Raw genomic sequence first — 14511 nt, forward strand, 5'->3', positions numbered from 1 at the left:
GGTGACGTTGCCGCCATGGGCGCGGGCAATGTCGCGAGCGATCGCCAGGCCGAGGCCGGTGCCGGACGCGTTGAGGTTGCGGGCTTCGTCGAGGCGGTAGAACGGCTTGAAGACGTCCTCGCGCGACCCTGCCGGAATACCGGGGCCGTCGTCGTCGAGTGTCAGCGTCAGCCACTTGGCGCTGTGCCGCGCGTCCACATGCAGCGATTTGGCGTAACGCTCGCTGTTGGACACGAGGTTGGCGACCAGCCGGGTGAAGGCGTTGGGGCGCACGGCGATCTCGTCCTCGCCGTCGATCTCGTAGGTCATGGTCTTGCCATGCAGGGTAAATTCCAGGCACAGCTTTTGCAGCAGCTCGCTCAGGCGCAACTCGCCGAAGTCCTCTTCAGCTTCGCCCTTGGCGAAGGCGAGATAACCTTCCAGCATCGACTGCATATCGTCGACGTCCTGGCCCATGCCGGCCAGTTCCGGCTTGTTGCCGGCGAGCGCCAGCTGCAGCTTGAAGCGGGTGAGGATGGTCCTCAAGTCGTGGCTGATGCCGGCGAGCATGGCGGTGCGCTGTTCCATCTGCCGCTCGATGCGTTCGCGCATCTGGATGAAGGCAAGCCCGGCGCGGCGGATTTCTTCAGCGCCGCGCGGGGAGAAGCCGTCGGTCCTCTGCCCCTTGCCGAAGCTCTCGGCAGCGCTCGCAAGCGTCAGGATCGGCCGGATCTGGCCGCGCAGGAAAAGGATAGAGATGATGACCAGAACGAAGGCGGCGCCGATCATCCAGACGAGGAAGATGTGGGTGTTCGAGGCATAGGTGGAGCCGCGGCGGACGAAAACGCGCAACACCCTGGTGTCGAACTTGATGCGGATCTCGACGAGTCGGCTGTCGCCCACCGTATCGATCCAGAAGGGCATCTGTATCTGGCGGGTGATCTGCTCGGCGAGGATGTCGTCGAGGATGGCGAAGAAGGGGCGGGAGCGGGGCGGCGGTAGCTGGCCGTTTTCCTCGACCGCGATGGTGAGGTTCAGCGCGTCGCTGGCGATGCGGCTGATGGCATCGTAGTTGCTATCCTGGGGATAGGCCTGGATCACCTCGATAATGCCGGCGATATCGCGGACGGTGCTTTCCGACAGGCGTTCGGTGACCATGCGCCAGTGCCGTTCCATGAAGACGGAGGCGACGACGCCCTGCAGGAGCAGCATCGGCAGGATGACGATCAAAAGCGAGCGGGTGTAGAGCCCGGTCGGCAGGCGGCGGCGCAGCCAGCGGGTCATCGGCCGCCAGCCCGGCAAAGTGAGCCGGTCCATGTCGCGCTTCAGAGAGTCAAAAAATGCCATCCTGCCTTCAGCCTGTGCCGGGTCTCTTCGGCTAATCGATACTCAGCCGGTATCCGATGCCGCGCACCGTCTGGAGATAGACGGGGTTGGCCGGATCCTCTTCGATCTTACGCCGCAAACGATTGATCTGCACGTCGATCGTGCGCTCGCCGACCTCCGCGTCATCGCCGATCAGCTCGTGGCGGGGAATGGTATCGCCGGCGCGCAGCGCGAAAAGAAGCATGATCTCCTGTTCGCGATCGGTCAGCCGGATGGTTTCGGCGGCCCTGCGCAATTCCTTGCGCGGGATCGAGAAGGTGAAGGGGCCGAACATGATCTGCTCGATCTTCGGCGTATCGGGCGAAGTGCTGCGGCGCAGGATATTGTTGATGCGCAGGACCAGTTCGCGCGGATCGAAGGGTTTCGACAGATAATCGTCGGCGCCCGCTTCGAGACCGGCGATGCGGGATTCCGATTCGGCGCGGGCCGTCAGCAGGATCACCGGCACCGTCTTCTTCTGGTAGAGCGATTGGGTGAGCGAAATGCCGGATTCGCCGGGCATCATCACGTCGAGGATGATCAGGTCGAAATGCAGGCCTTCGAGCTTGCGGCGGGCCTCGGCTGCATCGCCGGCGACGGTGATGCGAAATCCCTGTTCCATCAGGTAGCGGTTCAGGAGATCGCGGATACGCGTGTCGTCGTCGACCACGAGAAGATGAGGCGCATCGTCGGAAGGCTGCAGTTTCGTCATCTCAAAGGTCCCACTTAATCCATATCGCTGTCGACAGGCTCGAGGCTTTCGTCGCGGCCGCGCATGCGGCGCAGGAATTCCTTGACCGAGGCCCGCGTGTCCGGGGTCAGTTCCTCCATGGCGCGAGCGATACGGCGCGATTGCGGCTCGGAAAGGGCGAGCGCCAGTTCACGGCCTGCAAGGGTCGGGTAGAGCCTGCGCTGGCGGCGATCCTTGGCGCCGGCCATCTGGCGAATATAACCCGATTCGATCAATTGCTTGAGGACGCGCGCGAGGCTCTGCTTGGTGATCTGCAGCGTATCGAGAAGGTCGGTGACCATCATGCCCGGTTGGCGGGATACGAAATAGACGACGCGGTGGTGGGCGCGGCCCATGCCGATCTTGGCGAGGATCGCATCCGGATCGGACACGAAATCACGGTAGGCGAAGAAAAGCAGTTCGATGGTCTCGAAGTCGATCTGGGCTTCGTCGACTGCCGGCATTGTCGGCAGGACCTTCTTGACGGCTTTTCCCGTCGATGCGCGCGACACTCGCGTTTCCTTTCCCTTTATGGCTCTTGTGCCCCACGCTCAGATGCCCGTGGAGCCGAAGCTCTTATTTGCTGATTTCACAGTGTAACCTGACGCATGTCATAAAGCGCGAACAGGCTGAACAATCAACAGCATTTGTTGGGGAAGGCGAGTGGCCGCGGGCCATGGGACAAGGGCGCTGCCAGACAGCGCCCCTTGCGATAAAGCTCACTCGTAGATGTGGACGATGCGGCGGGTGCCGGGATCGACAAGAACCGGTCGGTCGTTGACCACGACATAATCGTAGTCGTAGTCGGGTACCTGCCGGACCACGACGCCGGGCGGCAACGTCGCGCCGATTGCCACTTCGTTGCGGACATAGACCGGCTCGGCCGGGTGCTCTTCTATATAGCTGATCACGGTTTCCGGCGGGTCGACAGGCTCGACGGCGCCGACCGGGCCGAGCAGGATATCGCCCGGACCGGGGACGGGGGCCGGCGGAGCGACGCTTGCGGTCGTCTCATAGGTGACGGACGGCACTTCGTACTGGGTGCGATATTCCTCAACCGCGACCGCCGAGCCGTTGTGGCGGATTGTCAGGTATTCCGCGTAGACCCAGCCGCGCATGCCGTTGACGTCGATGCGGCACCATTTGCTGCCCTTGAGGCAACCGTCCATCATCGCCGGGCTGCCGCGGGTGGCCATCCCGATTTCGGGATAGTTCTGGCCGGGACCGGAGCGGACGATGATGTCCGAGGCGGTCGTGGTGGTCATCTGCGCCTGGGCGGGCAGGGCGAGCGCCGAAAGGACGGCGCCGAGGCCAAGCCACTTCAATTCCGGGCATTTCAACCAAGTCGTCATGGATTTTCTCCTCATATTGACTGGCAGGGTAACACCCCGCGTGTCCCGGTGGTTCCGCCGAATGCGGGTGGATTCTGCAAGCTGTGGCGGGGGTGCCACAGCTATAAAGAGGCACGGAACCTTTATGCCGCCAGTCCATTGATCCCGCCATGAACACCGGAGAGACCTCATGACGACCCAGACGATGACCGCCCAGACCTTTGCCGCGCTGCCCCCGATCCGGATGGAAACATCGAGCCCCTCCCATCCGCTCAAGAGCTTGCTGATGACTGTTTTCGTGCTGAAGATCTTGGTTGCGGCTTTCCTGATCGCCACCGTATCGCTCGCGCCGCCGGTTTCCGCTGACGCCCATTACACGACCCTTGCCTCGAATTGATCTTTTAGGCTGAAATGCCTGGCGTTTATCGGTATACCCCCGGCGAGCATCATCGTTTAGGCCGAGGCACCATGGGCAAGTTACAGGCCGGAATCATTCCGGTTACGCCATTCCAGCAGAACTGCACGATCCTCTTCGACGACGAGACTAAGCAAGGCGTGGTCGTCGATCCGGGCGGCGATGTACCGACCATCCTTCAGGTCATCAAGGAAAACGGCGTCACCCTCACGGAAATCTGGTTGACTCACGGGCATATCGACCATGCGGGCGGCGCGGACGAATTGCGCGAGGCGCTGGGTATCCAGGTGATCGGTCCCCACGAGGCGGACCTGCCGTTGCTGCAGCGCCTGGAGACGCAGGCGGAAAAATTCGGGGTGAAGATGGCGGTGCGCAACGTCGTGCCGGACCGCTGGCTGAACGAAGGAGACAAGGTTTCGTTCGGCGAGCATGTGTTCGAGATTTTCCATTGCCCCGGACATGCGCCCGGGCACGTGATCTACTACAACAGAGCCCAGGGTTTCGCACATCTCGGCGACGTGCTGTTCAACGGCTCGATCGGGCGCACGGATCTGCCGGGCGGAGACCACGATACGCTGCTCGCCTCGATCCGCGACAAGGTTCTGCCGCTCGGCGACGAGGTCGGGTTCATCTGCGGCCACGGGCCGGGCAGCAGGATCGGCGACGAACGGCGCACCAATCCATTCCTGCGCGGCCTCGGTGGACCGAAGCCGCAACACACGTCGGTTTAAAAAAAACCCGGCATCTTCTGCCGGGCTTCAACTCGAAATGGCAAGCCTCGGAAGGCTTAGCCGGCGATCTGCAGATTGACGGCCTTGGGGCCTTTGCCGCGACGATCCGGTTCCGTGTCGAAGCTTACTTTCTGGTTTTCCGACAATCCGGACAGGCCGGAAGCCTGTACGGCAGAGATATGAACAAAGATATCGGCGCCACCATTGTCAGGCTTGATAAAGCCGAAGCCTTTGTCGGTATTGAAGAATTTTACAGTGCCAGTCTCGGCCATGCAGCAGGTCCTTTTCTCTCTGTCCGTGTTCAGCGGCGGACAGCATCACAGTGTAGCCCCGAAGGGCGGCGGCAGGCAGCTTTAAGAAAGGGTCCCTGTCTTTACCGCGATGACCGGAAGGAATTGCTTTGAAATCTCCGCCCCCGGCCTACCGCCCGAAGTCTTAGCGCCTTCGGAGCGCGTCATTATAGGTCTTCCCATGCTCGTAAATTGCCCGAACTTGCACAGAGTGCTGTGTTTATCGAAAATTGGCAAGAAAAAGTTTTTTGAACTGTTGCCACAATGAGAAATTGCAGATCGCCAGAACCCCTGAAAATGCGGGCTTTGCGCGTTTCTTTGCACCCCGGGGACGCAAATCCATCGCCGGCAATGCTTCCTTAACCCTGTTCTGTGCCATTTTGGCGCTAAGGGCGCGAAAAGAAAAAATCGCCATTCAAAGGTTTCAGGCGGCGCGAAGGCTGCTTAGGTATCGATGATCGCCGCCACGGCGGCAGCCGTCCAGGGCGTGAAAATTGCCGTTTGCCGCATCATTCGCCGTTTGATTGCCGGCGGCCGAAGGCACGGGCAGATCTTGCGAATACCGGCTTTGGGAGAACCGGAGGAGGGGCAACGACTGCGGCCCGGCCGATGCCGAGTGTGATGTCGTTGCCGCCTGCCTGGGGCGGCGCGAAGTCGGCAAAACTTTCCGGAAAGTTCTCGTTGAATGTCGTCGGTGCCAGTTCGGGCCGGGCAAGGGCATAACCCTGCATCAGTGGCACGCCCAGTTCCTCGCACAGATCCACCTGCCAGAGCTCTTCGAGCCCTTCGAAGATGGGGTCGATACCATCGTCGAGCATCTGCCGGACGATGACGCGCAGCAACGCGTAACCGGCGGAATTGTCGAGGAAGTCGCGCACCCAGGCGGCCTCGAATTTCACGTAGTCCGGCTTGATGCGCTTCAGACGGTCGAGATCGGAATCGCGGGCGCCGTAGTCGTCGATGGCGATGCGAAAGCCGACCGCCTGCATGTGCTCGGTGAAGGCGACGACAATGTCGTCCGACGCGCCGGATCTTTCGGAGATTTCGCAGACGATCCGATCGGGCGCCAGGCCAGCCTCGTGGCTGGCGACCTTGATGCGATCGACTTCCTGGCGCATTTCCTGGGACGTGCGGAAGAGGCCGGGATGGAACTTGACGAAGATCCCGGCGCGGGACCGGTTCAGCCGGCCGGTGTTCAAGATGTGAATGGTGCGCAGGATGCTGTCGACATCGGCCATGTCGACCGGGGACACGAGCGGAAAGAACTCGGCCGGCGACACCGGTTCGTTGTCGCGGGAGGCGCGCAGCAGACCCTCGAAAGCTTCGATTTCAAGGCCGGTTTCCGGACTGGAGCGAAGGATCGGCTGCAGCGCGGATTGCAGCAGGAAAGGGCCGTAGACGGTGGAAAACGACCCGTTGTCGCTGCGAACCAGATTGGCGAAGATGCTTCTCGGCGTCATGCCCGTGCCCGTCGATTTCCGTTATCCATCCCTTCTGGTTGTAGCAGCCAAGGGTTACGCGGCTGTAAACAAGGTTTCGAAGGTTTTAATCAGCTTCTTTCATGGTTCTCATTCAAGCTTTATGCTTGAAACGGCGTCATAGTTTAGACATAGAGCGTACGGGCGGTTTTCGGCGCGCGATGCCGCCTTGTTCCAACAGCTCTTCAGGACGAAGATTATGGCCTTTCTTGCCGACGCACTTTCCCGCGTAAAGCCCTCTGCCACCATCGCCGTTTCCCAGAAAGCCCGCGACCTCAAAGCAAAGGGCCGCGACGTAATCGGGCTTGGTGCCGGCGAGCCGGATTTCGATACGCCGGAAAACATCAAGAAAGCCGCCATCGACGCGATCAATCGCGGCGAGACCAAATATCCGCCGGTCTCCGGCATTCCGCAGCTTCGCGAGGCGATCGCCAAGAAGTTCAAGCGCGAAAACAATCTCGACTACACGCCGGCCCAGACGATCGTCGGCACTGGCGGAAAGCAGATTCTTTTCAACGCCTTCATGGCGACCTTGAACCCTGGCGATGAAGTCATCATCACCGCACCCTACTGGGTTTCCTATCCGGAGATGGTTGCCATCTGCGGTGGTACCTCGGTGATCATCAAGGCGAGCCAGGAAAACAACTTCAAGGTGACAGCCGCCGATCTTGAAAAGGCGATCACGCCGAAGACCAAGTGGTTCCTGTTCAATTCGCCGTCCAACCCGTCGGGCGCGGCCTATAGCCATGACGAGCTCAAGGCGTTGACCGATGTGCTCCTCAAGCATGAGCATGTCTGGGTGCTGACCGACGACATGTACGAGCACCTGACTTACGGCGACTTCAAGTTCGTCTCGCCGGCGGAAGTGGAGCCGAAGCTCTACAACCGCACGCTGACGATGAACGGCGTTTCCAAGGCCTATGCGATGACCGGCTGGCGTATCGGTTATGCGGCCGGCCCGCTCGAACTGATCAAGGCGATGGATATGATCCAAGGCCAGCAGACATCAGGCGCCTGCACGATCGCCCAGTGGGCTTCCGTCGAGGCGCTCAACGGTCCGCAGGATTTCATCCCGCAGAACAAGAAGATCTTCGAAGGCCGCCGCGACCTGGTGGTATCGATGCTGAACCAGGCGAAGGGCATCGTCTGCCCGTCTCCGGAAGGCGCCTTCTACGTCTACCCGTCCTGCGCCGGTCTGATCGGCAAGACTTCGCCGTCGGGCAAGGTCATGGAGACCGACGAAGATTTCGTCACCGAGCTTCTGGAAACCGAAGGCGTGGCCGTCGTCCACGGTTCGGCCTTCGGCCTCGGCCCCAATTTCCGCATTTCCTATGCGGCTTCGGAAGAACAGCTCGAAGAAGCCTGCAAGCGGATCCAGCGCTTCTGCGCAAACTGCAAGTAAGCTCTGGCGATTTCTGCACGAAGCCCGCCGGCGACGGCGGGCTTCGTTGCTTTCAGGCGTCCGTTGACCACGGGGGCGACCGGACATACATTTCGGTTATGAAAACCGTTTCTCTTCGCGAAGCTCAGGACCGTCTCGACGAACTTGCCCAGGATGTGGAGCAGGGCGAGACCGTGACGGTGACACGGGACGGCAAGCCGGTGTTCGATATCGTGCCGCATCAAGGGTCGCCGGAGAAGAAAGGCGGGATTGATCTTGATGCAATACAGGCCCATCTTCGTGCCCGGGGTATTACCCATCCCGTTCCCTATATTGCCGATGATTTCGACGATCCGCTGCCGGAAGATTTCCTGTTAAGGCCATTGCCTTGACGAAGCGGTGTCTTCTCGACACGCATATAATTCTCGCTGTTTTGCGGGGCGACACGCGTCAACGCTTCCCCAATATAAGCAAGCTGGTCAGCGCCGCAGATTTTTCCGGTTTCGTGAGTGTCGCCAGCCTCTGGGAGATTGCCATCAAGTCCCGTCTCGGAAAGCTTGATCCGGGCGTACCGCTGGAAGACATGCAGATCGTTCTGGAGGGTGCAGGCTTCACTATACTGCGCATCGATATTCCCCATGTCATCACTGCCGCCGAACCGGAGCCGGAAACGCGTGATCCCTTCGACCGGCTGCTTTTAGCGCAATGCCAGGTCGAGGGGTTGCAACTGGTGACGATCGACCGGGCGCTCGTCGGACATCACCTCGCATTCAAATTCTAGGCGAGCGGCGCCCGATGCTCATCAGCTCTTGGTCAGCTTCACGATCGTCGATTCCCCGCCGCCGCGCTGTTCGGTCACCGCATAAACGGCGCCGTCGGGGCCGACCTTGACGTCGCGGATGCGGGCGCCGAGCGGTACGCGTTCCTCATAGGCCACCTTGTCGCCGTCCATGTGGACGACCACGATGCCCTGGGCGACGAGGCCGCCGATCAGGAAGGAATTTTTCCATTCCGGGATGGCGTCGCCGTCATAATAGGCCATGCCGGACGGAGCGATCACCGGGTCCCAGAAATAGACTGGCTGTTCCGTCTCCTTCATGGCGGTGATGCCCTTGCCGATTGGCCTGCCGCTATAGTCGATACCGTAGGTGACTTCCGGCCAGCCGTAATTCTTGCCGGCTTCCGGGCGGTTCAGTTCGTCGCCGCCGCGTGGACCGTGTTCTACTGTCCAGAGACAGCCCTGCCCGTCGAGGGTGGCGGACTGCAGGTTGCGGTGCCCGAGCGACCAGATTTCCGGCCGGGCGCCCTGGCGGTCGACGAACGGATTGTCGGGCAGCGCCTTGCCGTTCATGTCGATGCGAAAGATCTTGCCGAGGCCGCTCGCGATATCCTGGGCCTGTACGCGCGGTTGCGGATCGGAACGCTCGCCGACCGTCACGTAGAGCTCGTTCTTGGGCCCGAAGACGAGGCGTGAGCCGAAATGCTTGTTGCCGTCGTAGCTCGGCATCTGGCGGAAGATGACTCTGAGATTTTCCAGCCTGCCGCCGCCGCGATCGTCAGGAACGAGCTTGGCCGAGGCGACCGACGTGCCGTTGCCGTCGTCGCGCTGTTCGGAGAAGGAGAAGAAGATCGTGCCGGAGGTCGGAAAGTCCGGGGCAAGCGCCACGTCGAGCAGACCGCCCTGGCCGCCGGAAAGCACTTTCGGCACACCTTCGATCTTCGGTCCCGCTTCGCCTTCCTCCGAGATGATGTGCATGGCACCCTGCTTGGCGGTTACCAGCATGCGGCCGTCGGGCAGGAATTCCATCGCCCAGAGATGCGGCAGGCCGTCGGCGATCACTTCCTGGGTGATCTTCGGCATCCGGGCCGGCTGCGGAGCACGCGTCTGGTTGGCGAAGGCGGGTTTCTGGTCGCGAGCGTTTGGCGCTTTGGTTTCCGCGGGCTGGCCGGCGTTTTGAGCAAAAACGGGGCCGGCGACCAAGGCAAGCGAGAGGGCCGAACCGGTCAGGAGAAGACTGAGGCGTTTCATTATAGACTCCCTTTCAATGGGCGGATTACCGCCGAGGCCTGCAATGACACCCCGCACGCGGCGAAGGAGCATCGGCAATGGCCTTCATCTAGGGCGTTCATCGGCAAGCGCCGAACACAGTTCGTTCAAGATTATTTTATTGACGTGCCGTGAACAAAAGCCCGCCGGTGAAAGCGGGCTCGATGCGTTCGGGGGAGGTCGAGGATCAGTCGGCGAGTTCAGCCGGGACCTTGCCACCGTTTTCGGCGAGTTTTTTCATCAGCGCCTTGTGGAGCCAGACGTTCATTGTCGCGGAGTCGTTGGTGTCGCCGGTATAGTGCAGCTCGGCGGCCAGTTCCTTGCGGGCGGTGAGGCTGGAGTCCAGATCGAGGGCCTTCATCAGGTCGACGATCGACTTGCGCCAATCGAGCTTCTGACCACTCTTCTTGACGGCGGCGTCGAGTATGGGCGTGATGTCGACCGGAGCCGACGAGGAGGGGGCTGCGGGCGCTGCCGATGGGATCGGCGTCGGATTGGCCATCGGTGCAGCGGATGCGGAAACCGGAGCGGCGGGTTTCAGAGGTTCGGCGGGCGTGGCGGACTGCGCCGCTTCGGCATGACCGCCCCAAATCGCGTTCTTGATCTTGTCGAATATACCCATTTTAAAAGTCTCCCTGAGTTTATTTGTCAGGAGAACGTCGGGCGGTGACGCGAATTCTCAAGAGCCGGCCGCAGTTAAATCGATACCTGCGGCCGGAGGAGTGGATCAGGCCGTGCCCCAGATGGCTTCGGCGGTCTGAACGACGAGTTCCAGCTTGCGCTTCTGGTCGTCCTCGGTGATCGAATTGCCTTCTTCGGTCGAGGCGAAACCGCATTGCGGCGCAATGCCGAGCTGGTCGATGTCGACGAACTTGGAGGCTTCGTCGAAGTGGCGGCGCAGCGAGTCGAGCGTTTCCAGTTCACCGGTCTTGGTGGTGATGAAGCCCGGATAGACGCGCTGCTTCGAACCCTTCTGGAGCAGGCTCAGCGGCTGTAGGCCGCCGGCGCGCTCGGTGTCGTATTCCATGAAGAACATGTCGACGCCGGTCTTGTTGAAGATCGCGTCGGCCGCCGCATCATAGCCGCCTTCGGCAGCCCAGGTGGAGCGGAAGTTGCCGCGGCACATATGCATGCCGATCAGCATGTCCTTCGGGCGATCCTTGATCGCCTCATGCATGGTCAATGCGTATTTCTCGATCAGCCAGTCCGGATCGTAGCCTTCCTCACGCTTCATGGCGCGCTGCTTCTCGTCGCCGAGATAGGCGAAGTAGATGTCGTCCATCTGCAGATAACGGCAGCCGGCGTCGTAGAACTTCTGCACAGCCTTGGCATAGGTGCGGGCGAGAGCTGCGAACAGCGCTTCCTGATCCTGGTATTCCGGATAGGTGACGTCAGCACGAGCGGTGCGGTAATGGGCGACGCTCGGGCCGGGGATGGAGATTTTCGGCGTCATCTTGGTGTTGGCGGCGAGGAACTTGAAGTGTTCCAGATGCGGGTGATCGTCCGGGAAGTCGAGCTTGCCGTTGATGGTCGGGAAGGTCGGCGGCAGTTTGACGCCGTGGAAGGTGACGCCCTTGTGGGCTTCGCGGGTGACGAATTCCATGCCGTCGAGCAGGCCGAGGAAGTCGTAGTGCCAGAAGTGGCGACGGGCTTCGCCGTCGGTCACGACCTTCAGGCCGACGCTTTCCTGCAGCTTGACGAGTTCCCGGATGCCTTCATCTTCGACGGCCTTCAACTCGTCCGCTGAAATGCTCTTGTCTTCGTAGAACTTCTTGCGGGCGTCCTTGACGGACGCGGGACGCAGCAGCGAACCGACGTGGTCGGCTCTGTAGGGAGGTGTAGACATTTGAAATCTCCTTCATGCGCAACATGGTGATCGTGCCCATTGCTGGACAACCGGCTGTGAAGCCGGCCTTCGCCGCGGCGGACACGACCATATTTCAGACATTGATTCAACCTCTTCACGACCCGATTCCGTTCCCGCGCGCAAGCCTTTGACGCGGAATCTTTTTCGCTCAGAGGCCCAGTGCCGTCAGCATCACGAATGTCGCAAAGAGAACGAAGTGGGTCATGCCCTCGATGGCGTTCGTCTGCCCGTCGTTGAGGTTGATCGCGGCGGCGATCAGGGTGACGGTGACCATGACGGTCTGGACCGGCGTCATCGCCATGACGAACGGCTGGCCGCTGTAGAGCGCGATGCTCTCCATGACAGGCACGGTGAGGATGACGGTCGACAGCGACGCGCCCATGGCGATGTTGACGACGGACTGCATGCGGTTGCGCAGTGCCGCGCGCAGGGCGGTCAGAATTTCGGGCGCTGCGGAAATCGCCGCAACCACGACAGCCATCAATGTCAGCGGCGCGCCGCTGCCCTCCAGCCCGGCATTCATGAGCGTGGACATGAATTCGGCAAGGAAGCCGATGATCAGGACGCCGACAAGAATGACGCCGATGGAGATCGCCGCGGATTCGTGCTCGGTTTCCGCCCGCGGCGTCCGGGTGCTGGTTGCCGGCTTCGCAGCGCGCGGATAGGTGTAGCTGAAGAAATAGCTGTGCGGCCCGACCTGCATCTTCAGGAAGACCGCATAGAGCGCGATCATCGCGCAGATCGTGAAGGCGGAATAATAGTGCCAGCGGTCGCCGGGGATGAATTCCGGGACGATCATGGAAATGCCCATGGCCGTCAGGATCATCACGCTGTAGGTGCGGCTGGAATCGTCGTTATAGGGCTGCTCGCCATGGCGCAGGCCGCCGAGCAGGGCGGCGAGGCCAAGGATGCCGTTGATGTCCAGCATGACGGCCGCATAGATCGTGTCGCGCACCAGGGTAGGGGAACTGGTGTTTCCCATCATGATGGCGAGGATCAGCACCTCGACCGCTACCGCCGACAGCGTCAGGATCATCGTGCCATAGGGATCGCCGACCTTGTGGGCGAGTATTTCGGCATGGTGGGCGACACGGGTGGAGGCGAGGATGATGATGCCGATCAGGACGGCTGCGGTGATCAACGACGCCGTCTTGCCGGCCTCGAGCACGGAATGCTCGACGGAATAGGCGACGAAGCCCGAGGTAAGCGCGACGATGAGAAACCTTTCCTGCTTCAGCAGGGACAACAAACCCACGTTCCGCTCCTGACCTTGGCCGATGACAATCTAATGCGGCAACCTGCGGCATCAAGCACGGTTCCGCTTTCGCCTCGAAGATTTGCGGTCGGCGGTCTTTGATGCCATAATTTATGACGTGATTTGCGATGTGGCTTGGAACTTCGTGGCACCTTTTCAATTTTTCACGCCGATGCCGCGACAGGACAAGGATCCGAATGGATCAAGGCAGCCATGAAAGACAGGAGGGAGTATGACCAAGGTTACCTATAAAGTCGTGCCGCATGATGGCGGCTGGGCCTATCGGCAAGGCGACGTCTATTCGGAAACCTTTCCTAGCCATTCAGACGCTTTGCAGGCGGCCCGCATCGTAGCGGCCGAACAGCAGGTCGGCGGAGAGCCGGAAGAAATCAGCTGGCAGGACGAAAAGGGCATCTGGCACACCGAATACAGCGAGGGTGGCGACCGGCCCGAGGCCGAGGTCATGGATGGCGACGAGGCGCCGACCACCCACTGAAAACGTCAGCCGCGGACATAGTCCAGCAAGCCTTTGGTCAGCGCGTCGAAGGTGACGCGACAGGGGAGGGACGATTTCAGGTTTTCGTGCATGGCGACCCAGGTATCGAGCGGCAGTTCGAAGACGTCGGGCAGCACCCGGATCAGATCCGGGTCACGCCGGGCGATGCCGACCTGACAGATGCCGATGCCGACACCGCCGCGGATCGCCGCCAGTTGCGCGAGATTGTTGTCCGCCCGGTAGCTCCAGCGGATATTTTCTATATCGGGAAAGGCCGGGGAGGTCATGCGGATACGGTCCGCAGCGGCGCGAACGAAGGCGGTGGGGCGATCGAAGCCGACCAGCCGGTGGGTGGCCAGGTCTTCAGGGCTTTGCGGAACGCCATGTCGGTCCAGATAACGGCGATGAGCAAAAAGCCCGAGAGGGATTTCGCCGATATGGCGGGTGACGAGCGCGTCCTGGGCCGGGCTGGTCATACGCACGGCAATATCCGACTCGCGCCTTAAAAGGTCTTCCAGCTCGTCCGACAATGACAGTTCCAGCTCCAGCCCGGGATATTCGTCCTGGAGAGCCGCCAGGATTGGCGGGAGAACCTCAACGCCGATCACTTCGCTGGCGCTGATCCTCACCGTTCCCCTGACGGTTCCGATCTCGCCCGAGGCCAGCCGCTGCATGGCAGCGGCCGTGATGGCGAGGTTTTCCGCATAGGGTTTCATCGCCAGCGCCGGTTCGGTTGGCAGCAGGCCCCGCTGCGAACGGGTGAAGAGTTGGTAGCCCACCGCCTCTTCCAGCGCATCGATATGGCGACCGACAGTCGGCTGGGTCAGGCCGAGTTCGCGCGCGGCGGCAGACAGCGAGCCGAGCCGCAGGACGGCGAGGAAGGTGCGGTAAAAGTCCCAGCTGATGTCATTCATTTTTGTATGGATGCTAAAGAAATTCTGCCAATTCCGTATAGGGGCGAATGGCGCGATAGTCCAGCCAACGAAACGCATGCAGCTGGAAGGATTGCCGCCATGTCGGAACTATCGAACTCAAACCCCGTAAAGCCTATCGCACTGGTTCTCGGTGCCACCGGCGGGATCGGCTGCCATATGGCGCGCGTCCTTTCCGCGCGTGGCTGGACCTTCCGCTCCCTCAACCGCAAGG

18 protein-coding genes are annotated in these 14511 nt (G+C 61.1%); 6 read left to right on the forward strand and 12 right to left on the reverse strand.

Annotated elements, in window-relative coordinates:
* From MOV61_RS21915 to MOV61_RS21930, 4 genes are all read right to left on the reverse strand, one after another.
* On the reverse strand, positions 1-1326 hold a 1326-nt coding region (locus tag MOV61_RS21915), incomplete at its 3' end, for an ATP-binding protein (protein WP_247138076.1).
* A 31-nt stretch (positions 1327-1357) separates the two neighbouring features.
* Complete coding sequence (locus MOV61_RS21920; protein WP_247036380.1) at positions 1358-2056, reverse strand: response regulator; 699 nt, start codon at positions 2054-2056, stop codon at positions 1358-1360.
* A 14-nt stretch (positions 2057-2070) separates the two neighbouring features.
* Positions 2071-2538 (reverse strand): MarR family winged helix-turn-helix transcriptional regulator, encoded by a 468-nt coding sequence (locus MOV61_RS21925; RefSeq protein WP_157885245.1) that lies wholly within the window; start codon positions 2536-2538, stop codon positions 2071-2073.
* A gap of 255 nt (positions 2539-2793) precedes the next feature.
* Complete coding sequence (locus MOV61_RS21930; RefSeq protein WP_247138077.1) at positions 2794-3426, reverse strand: DUF1236 domain-containing protein; 633 nt, start codon at positions 3424-3426, stop codon at positions 2794-2796.
* 169 nt (positions 3427-3595) lie between these two features.
* Between MOV61_RS21930 and MOV61_RS21935 the strand changes: the two genes are divergently transcribed.
* Complete coding sequence (locus MOV61_RS21935; protein WP_247138078.1) at positions 3596-3802, forward strand: hypothetical protein; 207 nt, start codon at positions 3596-3598, stop codon at positions 3800-3802.
* A gap of 71 nt (positions 3803-3873) precedes the next feature.
* Positions 3874-4551: an MBL fold metallo-hydrolase gene (locus MOV61_RS21940; RefSeq protein WP_247138079.1), complete on the forward strand. Its 678-nt coding sequence runs from the start codon at positions 3874-3876 to the stop codon at positions 4549-4551.
* A gap of 56 nt (positions 4552-4607) precedes the next feature.
* Here the strand turns inward: MOV61_RS21940 and MOV61_RS21945 are convergent, their stop codons facing one another.
* From MOV61_RS21945 to MOV61_RS21955, 3 genes are all read right to left on the reverse strand, one after another.
* The gene (locus tag MOV61_RS21945) at positions 4608-4823 is read right to left on the reverse strand and encodes a cold-shock protein (RefSeq protein ID WP_003494703.1); all 216 of its coding nucleotides are present in this window, start codon (positions 4821-4823) and stop codon (positions 4608-4610) included.
* Between the two features lie 238 nt (positions 4824-5061).
* Positions 5062-5256: a hypothetical protein gene (locus MOV61_RS21950; protein WP_247138080.1), complete on the reverse strand. Its 195-nt coding sequence runs from the start codon at positions 5254-5256 to the stop codon at positions 5062-5064.
* 94 nt (positions 5257-5350) lie between these two features.
* Entirely contained in the window at positions 5351-6301 is a 951-nt protein-coding gene (locus tag MOV61_RS21955) for an EAL domain-containing protein (protein WP_247138081.1), read from the reverse strand.
* A 217-nt stretch (positions 6302-6518) separates the two neighbouring features.
* Here MOV61_RS21955 and MOV61_RS21960 point away from each other — a divergent pair, with 217 nt between their 5' ends.
* The 3 genes from MOV61_RS21960 to MOV61_RS21970 all read left to right on the forward strand — a co-directional run bounded on the left by MOV61_RS21960 (position 6519) and on the right by MOV61_RS21970 (position 8481).
* Positions 6519-7721, forward strand: coding sequence for a pyridoxal phosphate-dependent aminotransferase (locus tag MOV61_RS21960; protein ID WP_247138082.1), 1203 nt, complete (start codon positions 6519-6521; stop codon positions 7719-7721).
* A 98-nt stretch (positions 7722-7819) separates the two neighbouring features.
* Complete coding sequence (locus tag MOV61_RS21965; protein ID WP_247138083.1) at positions 7820-8092, forward strand: type II toxin-antitoxin system Phd/YefM family antitoxin; 273 nt, start codon at positions 7820-7822, stop codon at positions 8090-8092.
* Complete coding sequence (locus tag MOV61_RS21970; protein WP_247138084.1) at positions 8089-8481, forward strand: type II toxin-antitoxin system VapC family toxin; 393 nt, start codon at positions 8089-8091, stop codon at positions 8479-8481. Before MOV61_RS21965 ends, MOV61_RS21970 begins: the two co-directional genes overlap by 4 nt.
* 21 nt (positions 8482-8502) lie before the next feature.
* Here the strand turns inward: MOV61_RS21970 and MOV61_RS21975 are convergent, their stop codons facing one another.
* The 4 genes from MOV61_RS21975 to MOV61_RS21990 form a co-directional block, all read right to left on the reverse strand.
* Entirely contained in the window at positions 8503-9729 is a 1227-nt protein-coding gene (locus MOV61_RS21975; protein ID WP_247138085.1) for a PQQ-dependent sugar dehydrogenase, read from the reverse strand.
* A 205-nt stretch (positions 9730-9934) separates the two neighbouring features.
* Entirely contained in the window at positions 9935-10369 is a 435-nt protein-coding gene (locus MOV61_RS21980) for a DUF3597 domain-containing protein (RefSeq protein WP_038544173.1), read from the reverse strand.
* Positions 10370-10474: 105 nt separating this feature from the next.
* Positions 10475-11593: a 5-methyltetrahydropteroyltriglutamate--homocysteine S-methyltransferase gene (locus MOV61_RS21985; protein ID WP_247138086.1), complete on the reverse strand. Its 1119-nt coding sequence runs from the start codon at positions 11591-11593 to the stop codon at positions 10475-10477.
* Positions 11594-11762: 169 nt separating this feature from the next.
* Positions 11763-12869: a calcium:proton antiporter gene (locus MOV61_RS21990; protein WP_247138087.1), complete on the reverse strand. Its 1107-nt coding sequence runs from the start codon at positions 12867-12869 to the stop codon at positions 11763-11765.
* Positions 12870-13101: 232 nt separating this feature from the next.
* Here MOV61_RS21990 and MOV61_RS21995 point away from each other — a divergent pair, with 232 nt between their 5' ends.
* Positions 13102-13365 carry a DUF2188 domain-containing protein gene (locus tag MOV61_RS21995; protein ID WP_038544166.1) on the forward strand — a complete coding sequence of 88 codons (264 nt, stop codon included), beginning with the start codon at positions 13102-13104 and terminating at the stop codon, positions 13363-13365.
* 5 nt (positions 13366-13370) lie between these two features.
* Here MOV61_RS21995 and MOV61_RS22000 read toward each other — a convergent pair whose 3' ends face one another.
* Positions 13371-14279, reverse strand: coding sequence for a LysR family transcriptional regulator (locus MOV61_RS22000; RefSeq protein ID WP_247138088.1), 909 nt, complete (start codon positions 14277-14279; stop codon positions 13371-13373).
* Between the last annotated feature and the right edge of the window lie 232 nt (positions 14280-14511).

Source organism: Neorhizobium sp. BETTINA12A (assembly GCF_023006485.1).
Lineage (GTDB): Bacteria > Pseudomonadota > Alphaproteobacteria > Rhizobiales > Rhizobiaceae > Neorhizobium.